At 65.8% G+C, this 24,047-nt stretch carries 24 protein-coding genes and 1 pseudogene; 17 read left to right on the forward strand and 8 right to left on the reverse strand.

The window, feature by feature from the left end:
• Positions 1–18 precede the first annotated feature (18 nt).
• Positions 19–492, forward strand: a complete 474-nt coding sequence (locus NFH97_RS00235) for a secondary thiamine-phosphate synthase enzyme YjbQ (RefSeq protein ID WP_253556046.1) — start codon at positions 19–21, stop codon at positions 490–492.
• A 123-nt stretch (positions 493–615) separates the two neighbouring features.
• Here the strand turns inward: NFH97_RS00235 and NFH97_RS00240 are convergent, their stop codons facing one another.
• A complete protein-coding gene (locus NFH97_RS00240) occupies positions 616–1,275 on the reverse strand; it encodes a DNA-3-methyladenine glycosylase family protein (protein WP_108132734.1) in 660 nt (219 codons plus the stop codon).
• A 558-nt stretch (positions 1,276–1,833) separates the two neighbouring features.
• On the opposite strand from NFH97_RS00240, the gene NFH97_RS00245 reads away from it, so the two are divergent.
• Entirely contained in the window at positions 1,834–3,132 is a 1,299-nt protein-coding gene (locus tag NFH97_RS00245; RefSeq protein ID WP_045994275.1) for a cation:proton antiporter, read from the forward strand.
• A gap of 162 nt (positions 3,133–3,294) precedes the next feature.
• On the opposite strand, the gene NFH97_RS00250 is transcribed toward NFH97_RS00245, so the two are convergent.
• Complete coding sequence (locus NFH97_RS00250; RefSeq protein WP_349624186.1) at positions 3,295–4,503, reverse strand: methyltransferase; 1,209 nt, start codon at positions 4,501–4,503, stop codon at positions 3,295–3,297.
• A gap of 329 nt (positions 4,504–4,832) precedes the next feature.
• Between NFH97_RS00250 and NFH97_RS00255 the strand changes: the two genes are divergently transcribed.
• Positions 4,833–6,128, forward strand: coding sequence for a ChaN family lipoprotein (locus NFH97_RS00255; protein WP_349624187.1), 1,296 nt, complete (start codon positions 4,833–4,835; stop codon positions 6,126–6,128).
• Positions 6,129–6,139: 11 nt separating this feature from the next.
• Here NFH97_RS00255 and NFH97_RS00260 read toward each other — a convergent pair whose 3' ends face one another.
• On the reverse strand, positions 6,140–6,676 hold the full coding sequence (locus NFH97_RS00260) for a 2-thiouracil desulfurase family protein (protein WP_185696421.1): 537 nt from the start codon (positions 6,674–6,676) through the stop codon (positions 6,140–6,142).
• 166 nt (positions 6,677–6,842) lie between these two features.
• Between NFH97_RS00260 and NFH97_RS00265 the strand changes: the two genes are divergently transcribed.
• Complete coding sequence (locus NFH97_RS00265; RefSeq protein ID WP_045994272.1) at positions 6,843–7,121, forward strand: peptidylprolyl isomerase; 279 nt, start codon at positions 6,843–6,845, stop codon at positions 7,119–7,121.
• 206 nt (positions 7,122–7,327) lie between these two features.
• Here NFH97_RS00265 and NFH97_RS00270 read toward each other — a convergent pair whose 3' ends face one another.
• Positions 7,328–7,780, reverse strand: coding sequence for a cupin domain-containing protein (locus NFH97_RS00270; RefSeq protein ID WP_349624188.1), 453 nt, complete (start codon positions 7,778–7,780; stop codon positions 7,328–7,330).
• A gap of 355 nt (positions 7,781–8,135) precedes the next feature.
• Here NFH97_RS00270 and NFH97_RS00275 point away from each other — a divergent pair, with 355 nt between their 5' ends.
• The 4 genes from NFH97_RS00275 (at position 8,136) to NFH97_RS00290 (ending at position 11,877) form a co-directional block, all read left to right on the forward strand.
• Positions 8,136–8,681 (forward strand): cytochrome b, encoded by a 546-nt coding sequence (locus NFH97_RS00275; RefSeq protein ID WP_045994270.1) that lies wholly within the window; start codon positions 8,136–8,138, stop codon positions 8,679–8,681.
• Positions 8,682–8,847: 166 nt separating this feature from the next.
• Positions 8,848–9,780 carry an ABC transporter ATP-binding protein gene (locus tag NFH97_RS00280; RefSeq protein WP_108132730.1) on the forward strand — a complete coding sequence of 311 codons (933 nt, stop codon included), beginning with the start codon at positions 8,848–8,850 and terminating at the stop codon, positions 9,778–9,780.
• Positions 9,777–10,538: an ABC transporter permease gene (locus NFH97_RS00285; RefSeq protein ID WP_108132729.1), complete on the forward strand. Its 762-nt coding sequence runs from the start codon at positions 9,777–9,779 to the stop codon at positions 10,536–10,538. The genes NFH97_RS00280 and NFH97_RS00285 overlap by 4 nt, the downstream gene beginning before the upstream one ends.
• Before the next feature lie 220 nt (positions 10,539–10,758).
• Positions 10,759–11,877: a nucleoid-associated protein gene (locus NFH97_RS00290; RefSeq protein WP_349624189.1), complete on the forward strand. Its 1,119-nt coding sequence runs from the start codon at positions 10,759–10,761 to the stop codon at positions 11,875–11,877.
• 1 nt (position 11,878) lies between these two features.
• Here NFH97_RS00290 and NFH97_RS00295 read toward each other — a convergent pair whose 3' ends face one another.
• Together NFH97_RS00295 and NFH97_RS00300 are read right to left on the reverse strand one after the other, a co-directional pair.
• Entirely contained in the window at positions 11,879–12,676 is a 798-nt protein-coding gene (locus NFH97_RS00295; protein WP_349624190.1) for a metallophosphoesterase family protein, read from the reverse strand.
• Positions 12,677–12,698: 22 nt separating this feature from the next.
• Positions 12,699–13,415, reverse strand: coding sequence for a LysE family translocator (locus NFH97_RS00300; RefSeq protein ID WP_349624191.1), 717 nt, complete (start codon positions 13,413–13,415; stop codon positions 12,699–12,701).
• 164 nt (positions 13,416–13,579) lie between these two features.
• On the opposite strand from NFH97_RS00300, the gene NFH97_RS00305 reads away from it, so the two are divergent.
• The 7 genes and pseudogenes from NFH97_RS00305 (at position 13,580) to NFH97_RS00330 (ending at position 19,254) form a co-directional block, all read left to right on the forward strand.
• A complete protein-coding gene (locus NFH97_RS00305; protein ID WP_348815846.1) occupies positions 13,580–14,497 on the forward strand; it encodes an NAD(P)-dependent oxidoreductase in 918 nt (305 codons plus the stop codon).
• Between the two features lie 85 nt (positions 14,498–14,582).
• On the forward strand, positions 14,583–15,428 hold the full coding sequence (locus tag NFH97_RS00310; RefSeq protein WP_108132724.1) for an AAA family ATPase: 846 nt from the start codon (positions 14,583–14,585) through the stop codon (positions 15,426–15,428).
• Positions 15,428–15,565: pseudogene (locus NFH97_RS21185) on the forward strand (hypothetical protein); the annotation flags it as partial. The gene NFH97_RS00310 and the pseudogene NFH97_RS21185, both read left to right, overlap by 1 nt.
• Positions 15,566–15,622: 57 nt before the next feature.
• Positions 15,623–16,606: a vWA domain-containing protein gene (locus tag NFH97_RS00315; protein ID WP_502878706.1), complete on the forward strand. Its 984-nt coding sequence runs from the start codon at positions 15,623–15,625 to the stop codon at positions 16,604–16,606.
• 157 nt (positions 16,607–16,763) lie between these two features.
• Positions 16,764–17,396, forward strand: coding sequence for a hypothetical protein (locus NFH97_RS00320; protein ID WP_349624192.1), 633 nt, complete (start codon positions 16,764–16,766; stop codon positions 17,394–17,396).
• On the forward strand, positions 17,393–18,199 hold the full coding sequence (locus NFH97_RS00325; protein ID WP_348827924.1) for a DUF3307 domain-containing protein: 807 nt from the start codon (positions 17,393–17,395) through the stop codon (positions 18,197–18,199). Before NFH97_RS00320 ends, NFH97_RS00325 begins: the two co-directional genes overlap by 4 nt.
• Positions 18,200–18,219: 20 nt before the next feature.
• A complete protein-coding gene (locus NFH97_RS00330; protein ID WP_349624193.1) occupies positions 18,220–19,254 on the forward strand; it encodes an N-acetylmuramoyl-L-alanine amidase in 1,035 nt (344 codons plus the stop codon).
• A 19-nt stretch (positions 19,255–19,273) separates the two neighbouring features.
• Here the strand turns inward: NFH97_RS00330 and NFH97_RS00335 are convergent, their stop codons facing one another.
• A complete protein-coding gene (locus NFH97_RS00335; protein WP_045994260.1) occupies positions 19,274–19,867 on the reverse strand; it encodes a helix-turn-helix domain-containing protein in 594 nt (197 codons plus the stop codon).
• 258 nt (positions 19,868–20,125) lie between these two features.
• Between NFH97_RS00335 and NFH97_RS00340 the strand changes: the two genes are divergently transcribed.
• On the forward strand, positions 20,126–21,337 hold the full coding sequence (locus NFH97_RS00340; protein ID WP_083970565.1) for a benzoate/H(+) symporter BenE family transporter: 1,212 nt from the start codon (positions 20,126–20,128) through the stop codon (positions 21,335–21,337).
• A gap of 134 nt (positions 21,338–21,471) precedes the next feature.
• On the opposite strand, the gene NFH97_RS00345 is transcribed toward NFH97_RS00340, so the two are convergent.
• Positions 21,472–21,957, reverse strand: coding sequence for a hypothetical protein (locus NFH97_RS00345; RefSeq protein WP_231498637.1), 486 nt, complete (start codon positions 21,955–21,957; stop codon positions 21,472–21,474).
• Positions 21,958–22,262: 305 nt separating this feature from the next.
• On the opposite strand from NFH97_RS00345, the gene NFH97_RS00350 reads away from it, so the two are divergent.
• A complete protein-coding gene (locus NFH97_RS00350; protein ID WP_045994237.1) occupies positions 22,263–23,984 on the forward strand; it encodes a proline--tRNA ligase in 1,722 nt (573 codons plus the stop codon).
• Positions 23,985–24,047 lie beyond the last annotated feature (63 nt).

Raw genomic sequence — 24,047 nt, forward strand, 5'->3', positions numbered from 1 at the left:
ACAATGAGACCGTCCTAGATGTGGTTCCAGAGCACCCTTCGCCTCGCTGCCCGCCCCCGGGGCTTTCACCTGATCACCGATGAGGTCGTTCAGGCACTGCCGGACCTGCCGAGCATGCGCATCGGCCTGCTCCACGTCTTCATCCAGCATACCTCGGCATCGCTGACCATCAACGAAGACGCCGATCCCACGGTACGTGGCGACTTCGAGCGTCACTTCAATGTGATGGTGCCGGAGGACGCGCCCTACTACCGCCATACCCAGGAGGGCAGCGACGACATGCCGGCCCACCTCAAGGCCAGCCTGCTGGGGCCCTCACTCAGCATTCCCGTCACCGAGGGGCGCCTGGCGATGGGCACCTGGCAGGGTATCTATCTGTGCGAGCACCGCGACCACGGCGGGCATCGCCAGCTTGTGCTGACATTGAACGGCGAACGCACCCGCTGGCGCCCGGAACAGGCGATGCCCGACCCCTACCGCCGTCGCGACTAAGTCACCCTGCTGTCGCCATCAGCGGGCCCCGCGTGCAGAGCTTCGGCTGCGCACCCTGCACGGCTGTCACCGGTCATCCTCGCTTCCGCGCCTTCCTTGCCTTCTCGGCTTGCTTGACCCGGTTCAGGACTTCGCCAGGCGTCGGTAATCCGGTTGTTCGTTGCAGCGCCACAGGTACCAGGACGCCACCGAGCGCCAGGGCCTGCAGGGTTCGCACAGCTCGCGGGTCTCCCTTGGCGTCGGCATGCGTTCCCAGCCGAACAGGTAGCGCGCGCCGTCGCGGATGCCCAAGTCATCCACCGGCAGGATATCGGGACGTCCAAGGGTGTTGATCAGCATCATCTCGACGGTCCAGCGGCCGATACCCTTGATGGCGGTGAAACGCTTGATCAGCTCCTCATCCTCCATCTCGGCGGCCTGTTCGCGGTTGGGAATTCGACCGTCCAGTGCCGCCTCGGCGAGGCCCTGGAGGGTCGCCTGCTTGCGTGCCGAGAAGCCACAGGCTCGGAGCTCCTCCGAGGAGAGCTCGGACAGTTGCCGGGGACTGGGGAAATCCTGCCCCGGGAACAGCGCTGTCAGACGGCCGACAATCGCCGCCGCCGCCTTGCCATGGAGCTGCTGATAGGCCACCGCCCTGGACAACGACTCGTAGGGGCTGCGATCGAGGGCGGTGGTCAGTCCGCAGTCGCCCACCCGATCGATCAGCCCCGCCCAACCGTCGTCCAACTGGCGCAGATGGGCCTGGGCAGGACCCAGGTGTACGGCGATATCGTGTACTTGCATAGAGGTTCCTTGTCGTCAGGGCGCTCGCTTGAACCGAGCGACACACGCCTTTGGTTTCAGACCTTTGTCGTAGACAAGCCAGGCGCCTGTCAATCCTCGCCCACGCGCTTCAAAAAAAGCGACATCCGGGATGTACCCGCACCGCGACCCGCGTATACTTTGTTGCACTGCGAAACGCCGATATAGCCGACTCGCGTCTCACGCGTCGAAGGCCTTGATGCCTGGCTTCAGCGCCTCCGAGCATGACGCCGCAGATGCTGACCGCCGGGACATCCGTATCCAGCGTACAGGCGCTGTTCGCAAGCCCAATTTGCAAGACCTGTTCGCAAGCCCTATCCGCTCCCCCTGGCCCAACCGGCCAGGGCGTAGCACACCACGCTCAGGACCGAACTCCCGCGATGGACACGTCACAATCGCCTCCCCCGTCACACCAGCGCCTGACCTCCTCAGGCGATGCGACGGGCCGAGCCGATGTGCCTGCTGCTGCCCCCCTTTTACGGCCTCGAGCCAGCGCTCGAGCCGACACGACTCACCCATCCTACCTAGAGGCCTCCCTCCATGTCGGTGTACGACACCCTTTGCCTGCTCGCCGCGATGGCGATGGTGATCTCCCTGATCAACGGCAAGATCGGAAAATTTCAGACCACCATCGCGATCACTGCTGGCGCTCTGATACTGTCGCTGGCCATCGTCATCGCCGGTCACGCGGGCTGGTTCGCCCTCGATGAAACCGCTAAAACCGCCATCAATCAGTTGAATTTCGAGGATTTCCTGCTGAAGGGCATCCTCGGATTTCTGCTGTTTGCCGGTGCGCTGGGGATCAAGCTCCCCCACCTGCGTGACCAGAAGTGGGAAATCGCCATCCTTGCCATGGGCAGCACCCTGTTCTCGACCTTCTTCATCGGCTACAGCCTGTGGCTGCTGGTGGGCTGGCTGGGTATCGACTTCGATCTGATCTACTGCCTGCTGTTCGGCGCCCTGATCTCTCCCACCGATCCCATCGCGGTGCTCGCCATCGTCAAGAAGATGAACGCGCCCCGGCGCATCTCGACCCAGATCGAGGGCGAGTCGCTGTTCAACGACGGCTTCGGTCTGGTGCTCTTCGTCACCCTGTTCGCCGTCGCCTTCGGCGGCACCACCCCCACGGTGACCAGCGTCGGCCACTTGTTTCTGCAGGAAGCGCTCGGCGGCATCGTATACGGCTTCGTGCTCGGTCAGCTGTTTCACCAGTTGATCCGTCACACCGACGACCACTCCATGGAATTGATGCTGACGCTGCTGGTGCCCACCACCGGCTACGTGTTCGCCGAGTTTCTCGAGGTCTCCGGGCCCCTGGCCATGGTGGTGGCCGGCATCATCATCGGCAACCGTACCCGTCGCAAGGGCTTCTCCGAGGAGTCCCGGCAGCATCTCGACCACTTCTGGGAGCTGGTCGACGAATTCCTCAATGGCGTGCTGTTCCTGCTGATCGGCATGACCATGCTGTCGTTCAGCTTCCACCCGGAGGACTGGGTGCTGATGATCGCCGCCGTGCCGCTGGTGCTGCTGTCGCGCTATCTGAGCGTGCGCCTGGCCTACCTGGGCTTCCGGCGCTTTCGTCGCTACAACCCTTACTCGGTGCGCATCCTGACCTGGGGCGGACTGCGTGGTGGCCTGGCGCTGGCCATGGCGATGTCGATTCCGTCGGGGATCACCGTGATTCCCGAAAAGAACATCGACGTGCGCGAGATCATCCTGGTAATGACCTACTCGGTGGTGGTGTTCTCGATCCTGATCCAGGGATCCAGCATCACCCCCTTGATCAAGCGCGCCAAGGTCTGGGAAACCGAGCAATTCAGGCGTAGCAAGCGCAGCTGATCCGGCGTGCGGCGCCAGCCGAGCTATCCCCTCCCTTGAAGAAAACACGGCCCCGGACACTTCAAGTGTCCGGGGCCGTCTCGTCTCGACCACCCGGCAGCGCCAGTACCCGGGTTTTCCGCGCTTGCGGGAACGTCGTGACCGGCTGGTTATCACGCGGCCTTACGTCGGTTGCGCCACCAGGGCAAGATTACGCGGGGTCAGCGCGCGCGGGCAGAACTGGCTCAGACTGACCTCGAAGCCGGCCTCCTCGAGCCACAGGGCCCGGTCCAGCACCAGCCACACCTCCAGCGGCCGGCGAAACAGATGGCGCACCAGCTCGAGTCGATTGACCCGCTGCAGACACGCTTCGCCACGACGTCGATAGGCGTCCCAGTCGATCCCGTCGGGCACTGTCAGTCCCTTCTCCCGGGCGGCCCAACGGCAGAAGTCCTCGAAGCGCTCCGGCATCCTGCCGTAGGCCAGACTCGGCACCGCCAGATAGTCGTCGACTCCGCGCAGCCGGCGCTGAAGAGCATCGAAACCCAGTCGCCAGGCGTTCGCCTGTTCACGCTTGCGTCGCTCTCCCTGGCTGGCGGTCACGGTCTCCTGCACCGACAGCGCCAGCGCCTCTCGATCCAGCGACAGACCATGGCGCTCTGCCTGTTGCTGCGCCTGACGCGACAGGGGGCGATAGATCTTGTCACGGGTACGCTGGTAGCAGCAGGGAGCCAGACTGATCGCCACCTTCTGTTCACGTGCCAGCTCCAGCAGGCGCACGTGAAGATCGCCACAGGCATGCAGCGCCACCACCCGATCGGCGTCACCGAGGTGTCGGCTCACGCTGGGCGCCATCACGTCCTGCTCGACCAGCGTCACCTCCAGTCCCTGCCGCTCGGCCAGCGCCTGGCCGCTTTCGCACAGCGCCGGTTGCCACTCCAGCGCGCAAATGGAGCCGTCGTGTCGGCGCGCCAGCAGACGCGAAAGATGTCCCTTGCCGGCACACCACTCGACAAGCCGCTGCCCCTGGCCGACCGCCACCTGGGGCGCAAAGGCCAGCATCTGCTGCCACTTGCGACCTCCCACGTGGGCCGCCCACACCTCGGGCGCCTGGATCGGCGGCGCTCCCGCGGGAACCCTGACCAGGCGCGCCAGTTCATCCACCGGTAGCCAGGCGGCCAGCGGCGAGGCATCGAAAGGCCTCTGCTGCAAGCGCTGGCACCGAGCGTCGTCCAGCGCCTGCAGGCAAGCGGCGATATCGCCGGCGGGCGCCCGCTCGGGCCAGGGAGTCCCGGCATGGGTAAAGGGCGCCGGCGACCAGAGCCAGTGCCAGTCGGCGAGCAATCGGGTCAAGGCCTCGAGGCGCTCGGCGTGGAGCGAGGGAGTGTTCATGCGGTCGCGAAGATCATGGTAGCTAAAGGTGGGTGTTGGGCGATGGACAGTGGACGGCGTGCGTCATGGTACCAGCAGGCCGCAGGCGGGACATCGATCAAGCGATGGGCAGACCACACTGGATCGTCGGCGCCGGGGCGGCTAGCCTGAACCTTTTCGACTCTCGCTTCGGTCTGGTTTCGGCGTCGTTCCGGTCCGAAGCTGCGCTGGTTCCGCTCTTGTTCACTCTTGGTTCTCTCTTGATTCACGCTGGATTCACGCTGGCTCCGCTCATGCCCCTTCTGCGATTTCGACCGTCACATCGCTGCTCTCTCCCACGCCGATGGACGATGCCGAGGCTGGCTACTCTGACGATGCTGTTGGTGCTCGGCCTCGATGCCCAGGCATCCTGCACCAACACTGCAACAGGCGCTGGCCTAGCGCCCGGCGACTGGATCACGCCCGGCGACTGGATCACGCCCGGTGACGCTCGCACCCATACGGCGCCGACGATGGGCTGGCCGATGCTCGCCCGCCAGCAGGTGGTCCTGCTGGGTGAACAGCACGATCGTCCCGACCACCATCGATTCCAGCTGGCGAGCCTGGCCGCCCTGCACGCCCATCAGCCGGATCTGGCCATTGGCCTTGAGATGCTGCCGAGAGAAAGCCAACCGGCACTGGACGCCTGGATCGCCGGTGACATCGATGAGGCCGCCCTGCTCGAGCAGAGCCAGTGGTACCGCTACTGGGGCTTCGACCCCGAGCTGTACCTGCCGGTGCTGCGCTTTGCCCGGGACCAGGCGCTGCCGCTGAAGGCACTGAACGTCACCCCTGAGCTGCGCCAACGGCTGGTCGAGGATGGCGTCTCCACACTGCCGCCGGCACAACGCCACGGCATTCCCGAACCCGTACCGGCCATGCCGTCCTACCGTGAACGGCTCGAGGCGAGTCTCGAGGAACACGCCCTGGAACTTGCTGGCGAAGGCTTTGGCGAGGGCTTCGACGACGACATGATCGACGGCTTCGTCTACGCCCAGCAGGTGTGGGACATGGCCATGGCCCAGGGGCTCGCCGCCCTGGTCGAAGATGGCCACCTGGCGGTGGGCCTGGTGGGAATGGGTCACGCCAGCCACGGCGAGGGAATCGAGGCACAGCTTAAGAGCCTGGGTATCGCCGATGTCGCGAGCCTCTTGCCGCTGTCTGCCGACGACGCCTGCGAGGCCGAAGCGGGACTTGCCGACGCCGTCTTTGTGGTACGCGAAGACAAGCAGAGCGAGGGGCCGCGACTCGGGGTAGGTGTCGAATCAAGCGAAGACCGACCGGGCCTGGTGGTGACCGAGATGGTACCGAACAGTCCCGCCGAGGCTGCGGGGCTGCGCGTCGGCGACCGCATCCTGAACTTTGCCGGGCATGGCATCGCGCATCCCTACCAGCTCAAGGCACTGGTGCCTCGCGTACTGCCAGGCACCCAGGCCAGCATCACGGTGACGCGCGATCACCAGCGCCAGACGCTAACGGTGCGTTTCCCGATCGTGGAACCCGCTCTGGACGTCGAGCGAGGTGAAGGGACTCGACAGCACCAGCGACCCGCACTGCAACAAGAGCAGCAACAAGAGCAGCAACAAGAGCAGGAGCCCCAAGAATAGCGCTCCGACATTCAACGCCGCCGGTCGGTATCCAGCTCGACCAGACGGCGAGCCAATTCCTCTAGCTGATGCGGGGCGAAGACCTCGATGCCTGCATCGCGCAACAGCGCGGCGGTCACGCCTTCACCGGCGATCCTGCTGCCACTGAAGCGGCCATCGTACACCTGGGTGCTGCCACAGGACGGACTGGCATCGGTCAACAGCGCCAACCGGCAGTGGTAGCGCCTGGCGGTGGCGAGCGCTCGCCTGGCGCCCGCCACAAAGGCCTCGGTGGGATCACCGCCGTCGATATCGACGATCCTGAGCTCGCCTGCCAGCACCTGAGCGCCGCTGCCTCCTGCGATCTCCGCCGCGGGGCGCGGTGTGGGCAGGCCTCCCGCCACCTCGGGGCACACCGGCACCAGCCGCCCCTGGTCACGCCACAGCGCCAAACGCTCGTCGCCGAGCCACTTGTGCCCGGCGTCATATCGCACCGGATCCCCGAGCAGGCAGGCGCTGACCAGAAGTGGGGTCAGTTCTGCGGCGGCGGATGATGATTTCGGGTCCATCGTATCTACTCGTTCTACACAAGAGAGGGCGCAAGGGCGGCGACGACAGTCCCATGGTGCACCGGACCTGGACACAAACCAAGCCCGGTGCCGCCTCGGCGGCACCCGTGGTAAGCTCGCGTCTCGCAACATCAGCCAACCTTCAGTGAAGTTCAGGAGTCATCCCATGGTCCAGGCCACCGCCCGCCACATCCTCGTCGACAGCGAAGAAAAGTGCCAAACCCTCAAGACCGAGATCGAGAACGGTCGTGATTTTGCCGAGGTTGCCCGCGAGCACTCCTCCTGCCCGTCCGGCCGCCAGGGCGGCGACCTGGGCAGCTTCGGCCCCGGCCAGATGGTGCGTGAGTTCGACGAGGTCGTCTTCTCCGCCGACCTCAACAAGGTGCAGGGCCCGGTGAAGACCCAGTTTGGTTATCATCTGCTGGAAGTCACCAGCCGCGGCTAGGCTTGCCAGAAAGGCGCCTACGCCTGGCGACCTTTCGACCGAGCCTCAGACCCGCCTGGGTAGCAACGACAACGCCGCGAGAGATCGCGGCGTTGTCGTGTCGGCGTGTCGAATAATCCGCAGGGCACGATCCGAGCGGGGCTATCAGAGCGGGGCTATCAGAGCGATACCGTCAGAGCGACGCTATCAGAGCGACACTGACAAGGTCATTCCACCCGGGTCAGGGGGTCGCCACGTGTGTGGATCATCACCACAATCAGTTCCGCCGGTGTGTCGTCGCTGGCATTGACCAGCTGTACGTGGCGCACGCCCTCGGGCTCTCGCCATTCGTCTCCGGGGCCAAAGCGTTCTTCTTCCCCGCCTTCAAGCTGCGAGATCACCTCACCGGTGGCCACCTTGACGTAGGCCGGCCCTGCGTGACGGTGAGGCGGCAGGCTGGCCCCCGGGTCCAGGGTGACCAGCACCATGGTCGAGATCAGGTTCGAGTCATCGGACACCCACTTCTGCTGCATGATGTTCTGGGACACGCTCGGCGTCACCTGCTCGCCCGCCTGCGCCGACGCCTGGGGCGAGACCGCGATCATCAGCGCCAGGCCGAGCCCCAGCAGCACCAGCGATCGCCAGGGTGACTGCGCCAGCGCCACTGCCCTGCTCGCCATTGGCTGACTTGCCAACGCACCGCTTGCCATAGCACCGCTTGCGATTGCTCTGCTTGCCATTGCTTCAGCCACATTTTTTTTATACGTCAGGGGAGACACTCGAGTCATAGATCGTTCCTCTTGCTGAAGACGCCGTCGAATTGGGAATCCTTGAGTAGCGCGGCTGCGGCCTTCCTTACACCAGTCTGTCCAACGCACATCGTCGAACACCGTGTTCCACGCGTGACTGCCGGTTCTTGCACAGTCTCTTGGGAGAATTCACCCGCCTGGTCCGCTGGGCTGGGTTAGCCTAGGCAAAAAAACAAAAACCCATGGACCGCGACGCTATCTGTTACCCGATGATGAGGACACCCCTATGCCGATCACCGACACTCCCGACCGTTACGGCAGCATCAGCCGTTTCTTCCATTGGGCCATCGCCGCGCTGGTGGTGTGGCAGCTCGTTACCGCCAGCGCCAGGTTCCTGTTCGAGGACTCCTGGCTAGATGAACTGCTGTGGGGCAGCCACAAGCCCGTGGGATTGACGATTCTGGTACTGATGCTGCTACGCGTGAGCTGGGCGCTGATCAACCAGCGGCGTCGCCCGGCACGGGTCAACCTGGCGTCGCACCTTGGCCATGTCGCGCTCTATGGACTGCTGATTCTCATCCCCTCCATCGCGCTCCTTCGCCAGTACGGCTCCGGCCGCGCCTTCTCGCCTTTCGGCATCGAACTGATGGCCGGCTTCGAAGGAGACGAGATCGCCTGGATGGAGGCCCCCGCCAACCTGCTCCATGGCTGGCTGGGCTGGGCCCTGTTCGCCCTCGCCCTCGGCCATGTGGTAATGGCAGTGCTCCATCGCGTCAGCCGCCACAGTCCCGACGTGCTGCCCCGGATGACCAACGTCACCCCACGCGACTGAGACGCGCCGGGACGGCGCCCGACTGTGTGCAGATCAGAGCGGTCGCGCTAGGATGGGCGGGGTCAATCGATAAGGACGTCTCCATGCCTCGCCCGCATCCCTCAGCATCTCTATCCGCCCGGGTCGCACCCGGGCGGCCTGTACCTGCCGCCGAAGGGGCCCAGACATGAGCGCCCCGATCATCGACGTCAAGGGACTGACCAAGGTCTACAACGGCGGTTTCGAGGCGCTCAAGGGCATCGATCTGGAGATTCGTCGCGGCGAGATCTTCGCCCTGCTCGGACCCAACGGCGCCGGCAAGACCACCCTCATCAGCGTCATCTGCGGCCTGGTCAATCCGTCCTCCGGGCGTGTGCTGGTCGATGGCCATGACATCCTCGACGACTTCCGCGCCGCCCGCTCGCGCATCGGGCTGGTGCCCCAGGAGTTGACCAGCGAGGCCTTCTCCACCGTCTGGGATACCGTCTCCTTCAGCCGCGGCCTGTTCGGCAAGCCGAAGGACCCGGCGCATATCGAGAAGGTACTGCGCCAGCTGAGCCTGTGGGAGAAACGCAAGAATCGCCTGATCACCCTGTCCGGCGGCATGAAACGACGAGTACTAATCGCCAAGGCGCTGGCCCACGAGCCCCAGGTGCTGTTTCTCGACGAACCCACCGCCGGGGTCGACGTCGAACTGAGGCGCGACATGTGGGAGGTGGTACGTGGACTCAGGCAGAGCGGCGTCACCATCATCCTCACTACCCACTACATCGAAGAAGCCGAGGAAATGGCCGAGCGCATCGGCGTGATTCGCGCAGGCGAACTGGTGCTGGTCGAAGACAAGCAGACACTGATGGCGAGCCTGGGGCGCAAGGAGCTGACCCTGCACCTGCGCGAACCGCTCTCCCAGTTGCCCGAGGCGCTCGCCCACCGCAGCCTGACCCTGGCCGATGACGGCCACGCCCTGGTCTATCGCTACGACGGTGCCGACGACGGCGAAGGCGCCATCGCCGACCTGCTGGGCGAGGTCGACGCCGCCGGCATCACCTTCAAGGACCTGCACACCCGTCAAAGCTCGCTGGAAGAGATCTTCGTCAATCTGGTCAAGGAACGGACATGAACCTCACCTCGGTCAAGACGCTGTATCGGGCCGAAATGGCCCGCAGCCTGCGCACCATCCTGCAGAGCGTGGTCTCTCCGGTGCTGTCGACCTCGCTGTACTTCGTGGTGTTCGGCTCGGCCATCGGGTCACGCATCAGTGAGGTCGAGGGCATTCCCTACGGGGCCTTTATCGTGCCTGGATTGATCATGCTGATGCTGCTGACCCAGAGCGTCTCCAACGCCTCTTTCGGGATCTTCTTTCCACGTTTCTCCGGCTCCGTCTACGAAATCCTGTCGGCGCCGATCTCGCCGCTGGAGATCGTGCTGGGCTTTGTCGGCGCCGCTGCCACCAAGTCGATCGTCCTGGGGCTTATCGTGCTGGGTACCGCCAGCCTGTTTGTGCCCTTTACCATCGAGCATCCACTGATGATGCTGCTGTTTCTAGTGCTCACCGCCCTGACCTTCAGCCTGCTCGGCTTCATCATCGGTATCTGGGCCGACGGCTTCGAGAAGCTCCAGCTGGTGCCACTGCTGGTGATCACCCCGCTGACCTTCCTCGGCGGCACCTTCTACTCCATCGACATGCTGCCACCGCTATGGCAGACGGTGACCCTGTTCAATCCGGTGGTCTATCTGGTGTCGGGCTTTCGCTACAGCTTCTACGGGCTCGGTGACGTCAGCGTGTGGATCAGCCTGGGCATGATCCTGTTGTTCATGGCCGTGGCCCTGGTGGTGATCCACGCCATCTTCAGAAGCGGCTATCGACTCAAGCCCTGAATCCAGGGACCCTTTCGACCCAACGGAGCAAGGGAAGCGCTGAAGAAATGTCGCGAGCGAAGAGAGGTCAGCTGCCGCCGGAGCGGAAAGTTTCGATTTTACATATAGTTAAATGAGAAGCTTGAGCACCGCCGGCGGCCGAGATGTCGAGCGCAGCAATTTATGCAGTGGTTCCCAATTGCGTTATCATCTGCCGCCGCCCCCTGCCCACGAGGTCCCCATGCCGATATCCGCCTGTGTCATCCAGCGCCTCGACAAGAGCGCCAGCGACAGTCCGGCAACCCTTGTGCCCGCAAGCGAACTGCATCCCGACAGTGACGCTCTGGACAGCCTGGTCACCCGCCTGACCGATGCCTACCACGGCAAGGCCAAGCGCTGGGGACGGCTCAATGAGCATACTGTCGCGGTGAGCGAGGTAGAGCAGGACGCTGTGGGCGCCAGCGATGCCCCTGTTGACGAGACCCCGGTTGATGATACCCCGCCCTGGGACGACGCCGCGGCTGAACCCACCGGCCCGGTCGCCACGCCCAGCCGCTTCCCGGCCGAGTTCAAGGCCTACCTTCAGGATGAGCGCGACCTGCAGACGCTCGCGGCGTCTCTGGGAGAGGCGATCAAGACACTGGTCGACGACCACCTGCCCACCGGTGGGCACCTGATCCTCGCCGACCAGCGCCAGGGCGAAACCCGTCACCTGTTTCTGGCGCTGGTGCACCATCGTGACGGCTTCGTCATCGGTGACGACGGCCGCGTCGCCATTACCGGTCAGGTCAACCACAGCCAGATGTCGCTGGCCTTTCGCCTCAACCTGACCCAATGGCAGGAAGGCGGCCCGTCGAGCCAGTACCTGTCACTGCTGGCCGACCGTGGTGCGCGCAAGCTGGCGGACGACCTGCAGGCGCTGCTCGGCGCCAGCGAAGGGGTCGACCCGAAGAGCGAGACCCGCACCCTGCTCAAGGCGTTCAGCGATTACGTGGAGCGCGAGGACATGGCCGAGGAAACCTCCCGCGAGAAGACCGACGCGCTGATCGACTACGCCCAGGATCAGGCCAGCCGTGGTGAGGCTATGACCCTGGACGAGCTGTCCGCGCTGGTGGACGACGACAAGCCGCGGGCCTTCTACGAGCACATCCGCAACGCCGACTACGGGCTGTCGCCGGAGATTCCGCCGGACAAGCGCACCCTGAACCAGTTCCGCCGCTTCACCGGCCGCGCCGAGGGCGTCTCGATCAGCTTCGACTCCCATCTGCTCGGCAACAGCATCGAGTACGACGAGGAGCGCGACCGGCTGATCATCAAGAAGCTGCCCAACAAGCTCAAGGAACAGCTCCAGGGCGGCTAGTTCAGGCCTGCCGGGATTCCGACGCCATGCTCTCGACCTCGACCACACGATCCAGGCGCAGGTCATCCTCCGGGCGCTCGCCGGGATAGCCGCCGGGCACGGCCACCACCCGGGTGTCCCCCACCGTCAGCATCACCGGGTCGTGGACATGGCCGTGGACCCACAGCGCCACGCCCTCCATCAGCGACTCGAGGCGCGAGGCGAAGGCCGGCGACAGCGGGTCGCCCTGATAGTGGGCAGGGATGCACTCGGCCAGGGGGGCGTGGTGGCTGACCACCACCGTGGCACCGTCAAACGGCCTGGCGAGCTCGGTCTCCAGCCAGGCCCGGTTCTGGCGGTGCAGCTCGACGCTGCGTTCCGGCGAGAAGACCTCACCTTCGGGTTCTTCGATGACCGCGAAGTCGGGCATCTGTCGCAGTGCAGCGGACAGCGTCTCGGTGGGGATGTCCTGCGGGTCGGGACGCTCATCGTAGAGCGCGAAGTCGGACCACAGTGTCGTGCCCAGAAAGCGCACGCCGCCGAGCTCCAGCCGTGCATTGTCGAGCAGGTGAATGCCAAGCTCCCCGGCCCGTGTGGCCATCTCCCGGCGCAGGGCGCCCATGCGGTGCTTGTAGAATTCGTGATTGCCGGGCACGTAGATCACCGGCTGATCCGCAAAGCGCCTGGCCGCCCACTCGAGCCCCTTGAGCCCGAGGTGGATATCCCCGGCCAGGATGACCGCGTCGGCCTCGACTTCCGGCAGCTCACGATCTCCGTCGAAGTGTTCCAGGTGCAGGTCGGACAGTATTCTCAGGCGCATGGTGTCGCCTCCCGGTTCCCGGCTAAAGGTTACGCTCAGTCAGGGCAAGCCTCGCGCCCAATCCCACGAACAAGGCACCCAGCCCTCGTTCACACCATAGCCCAAGCCTGCGACTGCCGCGCAGGGCCTTGGCCAGCCTGGCCCCGGCGATCACCAGCGGAGGCTCGACCACGGCCGCCACCAGGATGATGGCCAGCCCGTGCAGTGCCAGCTGTAGGCTGACGGGTCCCGCCCCGGCCACCACGAACTGGGGCAGGAAGGCCAGAAAGAAGATGGCGACCTTGGGATTGAGCAGCGAGATCATGATTCCCTGGCGGTAGATGCGGGTGCCGCTGGCAGGAACCACAGGCGCCGTGGCGGCGTCCTCTATTCCCCGCGCCAGCAGCGACTTGAGCCCCAGCCACACCAGATAGGCGGCGCCCAGCCACTTCACCAGACTGAAGGCCAGCGCCGAGGTGGCGAGGATCGCCGACAGACCCAGCGCCGCCATGACGACGTGCAGCCCCGCCCCGCTCCACACCCCGAACATGGCGGCAAAGCCACCACGGCGGCCATGGCGTGCGGTCTGGCCCAGCACGTAGGCCATGTCCGGCCCCGGGGAAAGGTTGAGCAGCAGCGCCGCCGACAGAAACGTGACCCAGTGGGCCAGGGAGTACTCGAGCATCGCGGTCTTGGCCTGGATAGAGATAGAGGTGGAGTATCGAATAAAGGAACACGCCAGACGCCCCGATGGGGGCATGGGGTGAATCCCCAGACTAGGTCGCGCGTCCGGGCGCGTCCACACTATCAGTTGAGGGAGCACGACCGACTGACGCATGCTAGACGCTTCCCCCCACTCACGCCCCCCCCTGGCACTGGCCAACCGGGGTGTCACGACCACCCGCCCCTGCACAGGAGTTCGTCATGCCGCTTCCCCGCTCGACCACATCATCTGCGCTGCCTCGCCTCGGCTTTATCGGTATCGGCCTGATGGGCGATCCACTCAGCCGCCGGCTGGCCGAGGCCGGGCATCCGTTGACGCTGTATAACCGCACCCGGGCCAAGGCCGAGGCGGTGGCCGCCGACACCGGTGCCCGGGTGGCCGACAACGTCGCCGAGCTGACCGCGGAGGTGGACGTGATCCTGAGCTGCGTGGCCAATACCGAGGTGCTGCGCGAAGTGATGCTCGGCAGCGACGGCGTCATCGCCCGGGCGCGACCGGGACAGCGCATCATCGACATGACCAGCGCCGACCCCGCCGCCACCCGGGAGCTGGCCCAGGCCGCCAGCGAGGCGGGCGTGAGCTGGGTGGATGCGCCGGTCTCCGGCGGCGTGGCCGGCGCCGAGGCGGGCAGCCTGGCGATCATGTGTGGCGGCGACGCGGCGGACGTGGAGGCGGCCCGAGAGGTCCTCGCCCCGCTGGCCTCACGCATCACCCACATGGGCCCGGTGGGCTCGGGCCAGGTCACCAAGCTGTGCAATCAGCTACTGGTCGGCTGCACCACCGCGGCCATCGCCGAGATGGTGGCGCTGGCCGAGGCCAGCGGGGTCGACGCCAGTCGCTTGCCCGACGCCCTGGCCGGTGGCTTCGCCGACTCGACGCCCTTTCGCATGCTGACCCCGCGCATGGCCAGTCGCGACTTCGAAGCGCCGAGCTGGCACCTGCGCACCCTGCTCAAGGACGTCGACATGGCCACCGCCCAGGGCCATCGTCAGTCCAGCGCCACGCCCATGGCGGCCCTGGCCGCCCAGCTGATGCGCAGCCGGCTCGCCCGCGGCGAGGGTGAAAAGGACCCGGCAACGCTGATTCGCCTGTATCGAGACGACGACGCCCAGCACTGACGCCGAGGATTGTTCCGCCCACGGGGCTACCGTACACTCGTTTGAAATCACTTCGTTGCCACTTCGTTATTCAGGATCCTCGCCCATGGCGTTTGACTCGACTTCCACCTACGTCGCCACGGATGCCCTCAAGCAGGCCGTCAATGCCGCGGTAACGCTGAAGCGCCCGCTGTTGATCAAGGGTGAGCCGGGCACCGGCAAGACCTTGCTGGCCGAGGAGCTCGCCGCCTCGCTCGGCACCCGGCTGGTCACCTGGCACATCAAGTCCACCACCAAGGCCGCCCAGGGGCTCTACGAGTACGACGCGGTCAGTCGCCTGCGCGACTCCCAGCTTGGCGTGGAAGGCGTCGACAACGTCGCCAACTACCTGCGTCCGGGCAAGCTGTGGGAAGCCTTCACCGCCGACGAACGGGTGGTGCTGTTGATCGACGAGATCGACAAGGCCGACATCGAGTTCCCCAACGACCTGCTGCAGGAACTCGATCGCATGGAATTCTTCGTCTACGAGACCGGAGAGACCATTCGCGCCCGTCACCGGCCCATCGTGGTGATCACCTCCAACAACGAGAAGGAGCTGCCCGACGCCTTCCTGCGCCGCTGCTTCTTCCACTACATCGAGTTTCCCGACCGCGCCACCATGGAGCGCATCGTCGCTGTGCACTTCCCGGATATCGCGCCGCGACTGGTCAGCCAGGCGCTGGAGGTGTTCTTCGAGCTGCGCGAGGCGCCGGGGCTCAAGAAGCGCCCGTCGACCTCGGAACTGGTCGACTGGCTGAAGCTTTTGATGGCCGACGAGGTCGCCCGCGAGGCCCTGAGCCAGCGTGATCCGGCCAAGAGCCTGCCGCCGCTGGCCGGCGCCCTGGTCAAGAACGAGCAGGACACCGCTCTGCTGGAGCGCCTCGCCTTCATGGTGCGGCGTCAGGGTCGCTGATGTTTCTCGATCTGTTCGACACCCTGCGCCGCCACCAGGTGCCCGTCTCGTTGCGCGAGCTGCTGGATCTGCACGCCGCCGTCGAAGCCGGCGTAGTATTCGCCGATATCGACGACTTCTACCAGCTGGCGCGTACCGTGATGGTCAAGGACGAGCGCCACTTCGACCGTTTCGATCGCGCCTTTGCCACCTGGATGGGGTCGGTGGAAGGCCTCGATGCGGCCATCGATGCGTTGATCCCGGACGAATGGCTACGCCGTGAATTCGAGCGTCAGCTCAGCGACGAGGAGAAAGCTCAGATCCAGTCGCTGGGTGGGCTTGAAAAGCTGATCGAGACCTTCAAGCAACGCCTGGCCGAGCAGAAGGAGCGCCACGCCGGCGGCAACAAGTGGATCGGCACCGGCGGCACCAGCCCCTTCGGCGCCTACGGCTACAATCCCGAGGGCGTACGCATCGGCCAGGATGGCTCGCGCCATCGGCGTGCGGTCAAGGTCTGGGACGAGCGGCGCTTTCGCGACTACGACGACGACCAGGCGCTGGGGCCGCGCAACATCAAGATGGCGCTGCGTCGCCTGCGTCGCTTCGCCCGCCAGGGGGCGCTCGAGGAATTCGACATCGACGCCACCATCCGCGATACCGCACGGGACGCCGGTCTGCTCAACCTGCGCATGCGCCCGCCGCGTCACAACGCGGTCAAGGTGCTGCTGTTTCTCGACGTGGGCGGGTCCATGGACGACCACATCCGCGTCTGCGAGGAGCTGTTCTCGGCGGCGCGCTCCGAGTTCAAGCACCTGGAGCACTTCTACTTCCACAACTGCCTCTACGAGGGCGTCTGGCGCAACAACGCCCGACGCCACAAGGAGCGTTTCTCGACCTGGGAGTTGATGCGCACCTACGGTGCCGACTATCAGGTGGTGGTGGTCGGCGATGCGTCGATGTCGCCCTACGAGATCACCCATCCCGGCGGCAGCGTGGAGCACTTCAACGAGGAACCGGGCGGGGTCTGGCTCAGGCGCCTGGCCGAGCGCTACCCGCGACTGGTCTGGCTCAACCCCAACCCACCACGCTATTGGGAGTACACTCCTTCGACCCGGCTGATTCGCGAGCTGATCCACGAGCGCATGTATCCCATGACGCTGGAGGGACTGGATGAAGCGATGCGCGAACTGGCGCGCTGACCATGGTGTTGCTGGGGGACCGGACAGTTGGCACCACCTAGCCGTCGCCCGCAATAACCACATCAGGCAATTTCGTGAGAAAATAGCCGAAAAGAGCTATAAATAGGCGTAATAGGTCTCTAGCGCTATCCGCGCTCACCACGGAGCCATCCGCGTCATGTCCGATCCCATCATCGCTGTACTCACCGGCGACCTGATTGCCTCTCGTCAACGTGATCGCGAGGCCCTCTACCGCTGCCTCGATGACACCCTCGGGGCCCTGGCCAGACGCCACGACGGCGACTTCCACCGCTTTCGTGGCGATGGCTTCCAACTGGCCATCCGCCAGGGCGACCGGGGCCTTGAGGCGGCGGTGGCATTGCGCGCCAGCCTGATCGGCCAGAGTCCAGCCCACGAACGCTGGGACGCTCGTGTCGCCGTCGCCCGGGGCCCGGCGGACTGGGCCCCTGGCGCCCCCCTGGCCGACGCCGATGATCCCCCCTTCATGGCCTCAGGGCAGGCCCTGGACGGTCTGTCCGCCAATGGCGCTCACCTTGGCTTCGCCCCGTCCGGGACCACCGCCGAGTCGCTGCTGATACGCTATCTCGACGAGATGATCGACGCCTGGTCCAGCCCCTCCGCTCAGGTGGTGGCCCTCAGCCTGGCCGAGCCCGAGCTGACCCAGGCCGAGATGGCCGGCCGACTGGGCATCCGCCAGCCCAGTGTCCACAAGCGCCTGAAAACCGCCCGTTGGGCACTGCTGAGCGATACTCTGGCCTGTCTGGCGTCGGCGGCGCAGGAGCGCACATGAACACTCTGGTCCTGGATCTCGCACCAGCGTCATCGTCGTCGCTGTCGCTTCTACTGGCCCTGCTGCTGGCGCACCTGCTTGGCGACTTCGTGCTGCAACCGGACCGCTGGGTAGCGGATAGACAGGCCCGCGGCATACGCAGTCCCAGTCTGGCACTGCATGCTCTGGTGCATGCTGCCCTTGCCTGGCTTGTGCTGTGCGCCTTGCGGTCTGTCGCCGGTATCGACGACGGCATCAACGCCACCTTGGCGGCCATGATGCTGGGGCTCGCCCACTGGACGATCGATGCCGCCAAGGCCGAGGCAACGCGACGCTGGCCCACCCGGCAACTTGGCCTGTTCATGCTCGACCAGGGCCTGCACGGCGCGACCATCGTGGTGGTGTGGCTGTGGCTCGTCGGTAGCCTGTCGCCACTGACAGCGATGCTTGCACACCTGAGTACACCGTCCTCGCTGCTCCTGCTGCTCGCCTATCTGCTGGTCACCCGGCCCATGGCGGTCGCCATCGCCCTGGCCATGGCCCCCCTGGCTCGACAACTCAAGGCACCCGGTACGCTGGATCGGGCCGGCGCCCGCATCGGCATCCTCGAGCGCCTGCTGGTACTGACCCTGACCCTGCTCGACCAACTCACCGCCGTCGGCTTTCTGCTGGCGGCCAAGTCCGTGCTGCGTTTTGGTGACCTGAAGGAGAGCCGAGACCGCAAGTTGACCGAGTATGTGCTGCTGGGAACCCTGGCCAGCGTCACTAGCACCCTGGTGCTTGGCCTGCTGGTGCGACTGTGGCTCGGAGGCCAAGGCGGATGACAGAACGGATGCCAAAGTGCATGACCAGGTGGCTGACCGGGTGGACAGGGAAGTGCACAAGGAAAAACGCCACGGCCTTCGTGACTCCGCCGGGGCATCTCCGCGATCGACGCAGGCCTGGGCTGATCGCCGGTACCCTGCTGGTGTCGCTGCTGGGGCTTGCCGGCTGCGACCTTGCCGGCGGCCTGGCCACCGAAGCGCTGATCCAGCGGGGCCCCGCCCTGGAGCCGCGCGACGGCTATGTGGTGGACCATCGCCATCCGGCCCGAGGCCACAATAGCCGCGTGCACTTTCTGATCCTGCACTACACCGACGAGAACCAGGCCGACTCCCTGCGCGCCCTGACCGGGCCCCGGGTATCGAGCCACTACCTGGTGCCGCTGCCCACACGCCGCCTGCAGAATACCCCGGTGGTGTTCCAGCTGGTGCCCGAGAGCCGCCGTGCCTGGCACGCCGGCGCCAGCCGCTGGGGCAATCGCGTGGGGCTCAACGACACCTCCATCGGCATCGAGATCGTCAACCAGGGGCCCGATCGCCCCTGGGTCGGCAGCGAGCTAGACGCCCCCGAGGGTCCGGTGCGCTGGGCAAGCTACCCCGATGACCAGCTCAACGCCTTGATTCCGCTGGCCCGGGATATCATCGAGCGTCACCGGATCGCCCCGGAGCACGTGCTGGCGCACTCCGACGTGGCACCGCTGCGCAAGCTCGACCCGGGGCCGGCCTTTCCCTGGCGCAAGCTTCACGAGGCCGGCATCGGCGCCTGGCCCGAGGCCCCGCGCGTCGCCCACTACCGCAGCCGCTTCGAGCGTGAACCACCGGCGCTGATCGAATGGCAGCGGGCGCTGGCCGCCTGGGGCTACGGGATCGAAGCCAGTGGCGTGTGGGATGACGCCAGTCGCGCCACCCTGCGGGCCTTCCAACTGCACTTTCGACCGGCGAACTTCGATGGCCAGCCAGACGCCGACAGCGCGGCAAGGCTATGGGCCCTGCTCGAGCGCTATCGACCCGAGGCGCTGGAGCAATTGGAACAAGGAGCGCAACGGAAAGCACTCTGACGACGTGACGGGACGAGCTTCAACCGGAACCGTCGCTGGCCGCGCCGGGTAGATAGTGGATCACATCGTGAAAGCGCAGCGTCCCCGGCCCCTCATTGCGCATCAGGTGGGGACGATCGGCGAAGAAGCGCAGCCCCTCCCCCGCCTTCAACAGATGCCAGTCGTCGTCGATGGCCAGCACCAGCTCGCCCTCCACCACCACCAGATGCTCCACCACCCCCGGCGCATGGGGACTCGAAGCGCTCTCGGCACCTTCAGCCAGCTCGATCTCGAACATCTCGAAACCCAGCATGGGATCGTAGGGAAACAGCAGCTTGGCGCGCATGCCGGCGCTGTCCCTGCCCCATACCGAATCGTCGATGCTCACGCGCCGTTCTTCCAGAGGGCCGTCCATGGCCCGTGTCGGGCTCCCGAACAGCGACGAGAAGCTGACCCGAAAGCCGCTGGCGATGCGCCATAGCGTGGCGACGGTGGGACTCGACTCGCCACGCTCGATCTGGCCGAGCATGGCCTTGCTGACGCCGGTTTCGCGAGCGGCACGCTCGAGACTCCAGCCCTGAGCCTGGCGCAGTCCCTTCAGGGTGGTGGCGATATGGTCGGCAATATCCTGCATGGCGGCCTCCAGAAAGGTCGGCCCAGTATACGCAAGGTTTACGCCCCTGGCCCGCCGTCGCTTGCGGTCTGCACACCACACCTCACGCGCCACGACTCCTGCCTCTTGTTCCTCTTCTCTTGTTCCTCGTCTCTTCTCTCTTCTCTCACTTCAGCATGCTTGTGCGTTATAACGTCCACTACTAGCCTTGGACGTTATAACGCACAAACACCAATGTACCCGCTCCGCGGTTTCCCCTGGCTTTTTCTGGACCGTCTCATGAAAGCTTCGCCAAGTTCACTGGCCGCCAAGGCTGGCCAGACGCATCGCCCGAAGATGCTCGACGACCTTCATCCCTCCACGCTGGCCGCCGGGTTCGCCGCGGTCTTGATCGGCTACGCCAGTTCCGCCGCGATCATCTTCCAGGCGGCCCAGGCCGCCGCTATCGATCAGGCCCAGATCGGCTCCTGGATGTGGGCCCTGGGCATCGGCATGGGTGTGACATCGCTGGGGCTGTCCTGGCGCTATCGCATGCCGCTGCTGACCGCCTGGTCGACGCCCGGGGCGGCGTTGCTGGTGACCCAGTTGCCCGGCGTGCCCTTCGACCAGGCCGTCGGTGCCTTCCTGCTGTCATCGCTGCTGATGCTCGCCGTCGCCGCCAGCGGCCTGGTCGAGCGCATCATGGCGGTGGTGCCGGCGTCGATCGCCTCGGCCATGCTGGCCGGCATCCTGTTGCCCTTCGTGCTGGAAGTCTTCACCACCGTGCAGACGGACCCCTGGCTGCCGCTGGCTCTGCTGGGTGTATGGATGCTGTGCCGCCGCCTGGCGCCACGCCTGGCCATCGTCACGGTCCTGGCCGCGGGGGTGGCGCTGTGCCTGGGCCGCGGCGACTTGAGTCTGGCGGGTGTTGCCGTGAGTCTGACCCGTCCCGCCTGGGTGACCCCGGCCTTCGATCCTGTGGTGTGCCTGGGTATCGGCATACCGCTGTTCGCGGTCACCCTGACCACCCAGAACCTGCCGGGGTTCGCCATGGTCAGAAGCGCGGGCTTTACGCCGCCGGTGGCGGCAAGCCTGGGGGCCACCGGCCTGGCGTCGCTGCTGATGGCACCCTTCGGTGGCCACGGCGTCAACATGGCGGCGATCAGCGCGGCCCCCTGCCTTGGCGAAGAGGCCCACCGCGAGCCTGGGCGACGCTACACCGCCGGCATTGCGGCGGGAATGGGCTATCTGCTGCTGGGCGCCCTGGGGGCGACGGTGGCGTCGTTGTTCGACGCCCTGCCCAGCGCCATGATCGCGGTGGTGGCGGGACTTGCGCTGATGGCCACCCTGGGCGGTGCGCTACGTACCGCCTTCAGCGACGGCGACAACCTGGACGCGGTGCTGGTCACCTTCGCCATCACCGCATCGCCATTGACCCTGGCGGGCATCGGCTCGGCCTTCTGGGGCCTGGTGGCGGGGCTGATCGTGCTGAGACTGCAGCGCAGGCGCTGAGTCGGGGGCGGTAGAGATTGCGGGAAGGATGCTGCGGGGGCGGCCGCTCAGGCGGCGATGGAAGAATCACAAGACAAGGGAAGAACCACAGGAGCAGCCGCCGGGTGCTGCGCGCGCACCCGGCGTGATCGATCTCAGCCGTCCAGCGACACGCTGTCGGGCGAGGTACTGGCTGGCAAGGCACGGGCTGGCAAACCACGGCCAGCGTGGGTCGCCTCGTCACTGGCCATGCGCACCATGGCCAGGGCCTCATCCAGGCTCTCGACCTGCTCGACACGCACCAGCTCGTCGCTCAGCTTGACCTCGGTACCGACACGTTCGCTGACCAGCCGCTCGAGGCTCGCCAGATCGCGTCCCTCGCCCATGGGCAGAGAATCGACGCTGGCGGAGCCCGTACCCGGCAGGTAGATGGTGCCGTTGGAGAAGTCCACCGCGTAGGCGATCACCCCGGGCACGATAAAGAACAGCAGGCCGACGCCGTTGGCCACCGCCACCACCGGGTCGATGCGACCACTGATCTGCCCCTTGCGTTCAGGGTGAAAGACGGTGCCGCAGCCGACGAGCGAGGTCAGGGTGGTGGCAAGCACCAGGCCGGTAAGCAGACGGGGCGGACGCAGCATGAACAACTTCCTCTTGCAGTAATCTGGCATAAATGACGGAAAGCGGTGCCGACAACGACTCGACCGCTGCCCAGCATGATAAAACTCATGCGCATCCTACCACGTTCGCCACCCTTCGCTCCTTGTCGCCACCAACGGTGGCGGTTGCTTTTGCCGGCATGACACCTTCCCCGTACAATGCACGTCACTTTCATGGCCGGATGCGAGTCGCCGAGGATGCCCCTCGACGGCCATCGACGGGACAGCCCGCTGCCCTGCTCGCCTCCAGCGCTTACCAGACTCGATGTGAAGGAACCTGCGGACCCATGCGCGCCACCGAACTTCTGATCAGTACCCTGAAGGAAACTCCTGCCGACGCCGAGGTCATCAGCCACCAGCTGATGCTGCGCGCGGGCATGATTCGCCGCCTCACCTCCGGCCTGTACACCTGGCTGCCGCTGGGCCTTCGCACCCTGCGCAAGGTGGAGCGTATCGTGCGCGAGGAGATGGACCGTGCCGGCGCCCAGGAGCTGCTGATGCCGGCGGTGCAGCCGGCCGAGCTGTGGCAGGAGTCCGGCCGCTGGGAGCAGTACGGTCCGGAACTGCTGCGCCTGAAGGATCGACACCAGCGTGACTACTGCGTCGGCCCGACCCACGAAGAGGTGATCACCGACCTGGTACGCAAGGAGATCGCCAGCTACAAGCAGCTGCCGGCCAACTTCTACCAGATCCAGACCAAGTTCCGTGACGAGATCCGTCCGCGCTTCGGGGTCATGCGCTCGCGTGAGTTCATCATGAAGGACGCCTACTCCTTCCACCTGGACGAGGCCTCGCTCAAGGACACCTACCAGAAGATGTACGACGCCTACGTGCGCATCTTCACTCGCCTGGGTCTCGACTTCCGTCCGGTGATCGCCGACAACGGCTCCATCGGCGGTACCGGCTCCCACGAATTCCACGTACTGGCCGACTCCGGCGAGGACGATATCGTCTTCTCCACCGAGTCCGACTACGCCGCCAACATGGAAAAGGCCGAGGCCCTGCCTGCGCCCCTGGACAGCGATGCCCGCCGCGCCGAGCCCGCCGAGGAGCTGAGGCTGGTCGACACCCCCAATGCCAAGACCATCGCCACCCTGGTCGAGCAGCACGGCCTGCCCATCGAGAAGACCATCAAGACCCTGATGGTGCACGGCCACGAGGGCGGCCTGGTGGCGCTGCTGGTGCGCGGTGATCATGAACTCAACGAGGTCAAGGCCGAGCACCTCGAGGAGGTGGCGACGCCGCTGACCATGGCCAGCGAAGAAGAGATCCGCGCCGCCGTGGGCGCCGGCCCCGGCTCGCTGGGCCCGGTGGGGCTCGAGATGCCGATCGTCATCGATCGCAGCGTGGCGCTGATGAGCGACTTCGGCGCCGGTGCCAACGTCGACGGCAAGCACTACTTCGGCATCAACTGGGAGCGCGACGTGGCCCTGCCCAAGGTCGCCGACCTGCGTAACGTGGTCGAGGGTGACCCGTCACCCGACGGCAAGGGCGTGCTGTCGATCAAGCGCGGCATCGAGGTAGGCCACGTGTTCCAGCTCGGTCGCAAGTACAGCGAGGCGATGAACGCCACCGTACTGGGCGACGAAGGCAAGGCGGTTCACCCCTGGATGGGCTGCTACGGCATCGGCATCACCCGCGTGGTGGCCTCGGCCATCGAGCAGAACCACGACCAGGGCGGGATCATCTGGCCCGACGCCATCGCCCCCTTCCATATCGCCATCGTGCCGATGAACGCCCACAAGTCCCAGCGCGTGCGCGAGACCAGCGAGCGCCTGCACGACGAACTCAGCGCCGCCGGCTTCGACGTGCTGCTGGATGATCGTGATCTGCGTCCCGGCGTGCGCTTCGCCGATCAGGAACTGATGGGCCTGCCCCATCGGCTGGTGGTGGGCGATCGCAGCCTCGACAAGGGTGAGCTCGAGTACAAGGGTCGCCGTGACAGCGAGGCCACCATGGTGCCCGCCGACGAGATCGTCGAGTTCCTCAAGCAGCGCATCGCCCTTTAAGGCCCCGCCTGGCGCGCCGCGGCTTGTCGCGGCGCGCCTGGCAGGCGGGTCCAGAGAAATTCA

The sequence above is a fragment of the Halomonas sp. SCS19 genome, from assembly GCF_040147015.1.
Classification (GTDB): Bacteria; Pseudomonadota; Gammaproteobacteria; order Pseudomonadales; family Halomonadaceae; genus Halomonas; species Halomonas litopenaei.

What these genes read in the sequence shown, in the direction of transcription:
- NFH97_RS00255 (WP_349624187.1), top strand. Translation starts at nt 4,833, where the DNA reads ATGCCGAGGCTGGCTACTCTGACGATGCTGTTGGTGCTCGGCCTCGAT.
- NFH97_RS00290 (WP_349624189.1), top strand. Translation starts at nt 10,759, where the DNA reads ATGCCGATATCCGCCTGTGTCATCCAGCGCCTCGACAAGAGCGCCAGC.
- NFH97_RS00335 (WP_045994260.1), bottom strand. Translation starts at nt 19,867, where the DNA reads ATGCAGGATATTGCCGACCATATCGCCACCACCCTGAAGGGACTGCGC.
- NFH97_RS00270 (WP_349624188.1), bottom strand. Translation starts at nt 7,780, where the DNA reads ATGGCGAGCAGGGCAGTGGCGCTGGCGCAGTCACCCTGGCGATCGCTG.
- NFH97_RS00320 (WP_349624192.1), top strand. Translation starts at nt 16,764, where the DNA reads ATGTCCGATCCCATCATCGCTGTACTCACCGGCGACCTGATTGCCTCT.
- NFH97_RS00260 (WP_185696421.1), bottom strand. Translation starts at nt 6,676, where the DNA reads ATGGACCCGAAATCATCATCCGCCGCCGCAGAACTGACCCCACTTCTG.
- NFH97_RS00275 (WP_045994270.1), top strand. Translation starts at nt 8,136, where the DNA reads ATGCCGATCACCGACACTCCCGACCGTTACGGCAGCATCAGCCGTTTC.
- NFH97_RS00285 (WP_108132729.1), top strand. Translation starts at nt 9,777, where the DNA reads ATGAACCTCACCTCGGTCAAGACGCTGTATCGGGCCGAAATGGCCCGC.
- NFH97_RS00265 (WP_045994272.1), top strand. Translation starts at nt 6,843, where the DNA reads ATGGTCCAGGCCACCGCCCGCCACATCCTCGTCGACAGCGAAGAAAAG.
- NFH97_RS00245 (WP_045994275.1), top strand. Translation starts at nt 1,834, where the DNA reads ATGTCGGTGTACGACACCCTTTGCCTGCTCGCCGCGATGGCGATGGTG.
- NFH97_RS00340 (WP_083970565.1), top strand. Translation starts at nt 20,126, where the DNA reads ATGAAAGCTTCGCCAAGTTCACTGGCCGCCAAGGCTGGCCAGACGCAT.
- NFH97_RS00350 (WP_045994237.1), top strand. Translation starts at nt 22,263, where the DNA reads ATGCGCGCCACCGAACTTCTGATCAGTACCCTGAAGGAAACTCCTGCC.
- NFH97_RS00345 (WP_231498637.1), bottom strand. Translation starts at nt 21,957, where the DNA reads ATGCTGCGTCCGCCCCGTCTGCTTACCGGCCTGGTGCTTGCCACCACC.
- NFH97_RS00235 (WP_253556046.1), top strand. Translation starts at nt 19, where the DNA reads ATGTGGTTCCAGAGCACCCTTCGCCTCGCTGCCCGCCCCCGGGGCTTT.
- NFH97_RS00315 (WP_502878706.1), top strand. Translation starts at nt 15,623, where the DNA reads ATGGGGTCGGTGGAAGGCCTCGATGCGGCCATCGATGCGTTGATCCCG.
- NFH97_RS00305 (WP_348815846.1), top strand. Translation starts at nt 13,580, where the DNA reads ATGCCGCTTCCCCGCTCGACCACATCATCTGCGCTGCCTCGCCTCGGC.
- NFH97_RS00310 (WP_108132724.1), top strand. Translation starts at nt 14,583, where the DNA reads ATGGCGTTTGACTCGACTTCCACCTACGTCGCCACGGATGCCCTCAAG.
- NFH97_RS00295 (WP_349624190.1), bottom strand. Translation starts at nt 12,676, where the DNA reads ATGCGCCTGAGAATACTGTCCGACCTGCACCTGGAACACTTCGACGGA.
- NFH97_RS00325 (WP_348827924.1), top strand. Translation starts at nt 17,393, where the DNA reads ATGAACACTCTGGTCCTGGATCTCGCACCAGCGTCATCGTCGTCGCTG.
- NFH97_RS00250 (WP_349624186.1), bottom strand. Translation starts at nt 4,503, where the DNA reads ATGAACACTCCCTCGCTCCACGCCGAGCGCCTCGAGGCCTTGACCCGA.
- NFH97_RS00240 (WP_108132734.1), bottom strand. Translation starts at nt 1,275, where the DNA reads ATGCAAGTACACGATATCGCCGTACACCTGGGTCCTGCCCAGGCCCAT.
- NFH97_RS00330 (WP_349624193.1), top strand. Translation starts at nt 18,220, where the DNA reads ATGACCAGGTGGCTGACCGGGTGGACAGGGAAGTGCACAAGGAAAAAC.
- NFH97_RS00280 (WP_108132730.1), top strand. Translation starts at nt 8,848, where the DNA reads ATGAGCGCCCCGATCATCGACGTCAAGGGACTGACCAAGGTCTACAAC.
- NFH97_RS00300 (WP_349624191.1), bottom strand. Translation starts at nt 13,415, where the DNA reads ATGCCCCCATCGGGGCGTCTGGCGTGTTCCTTTATTCGATACTCCACC.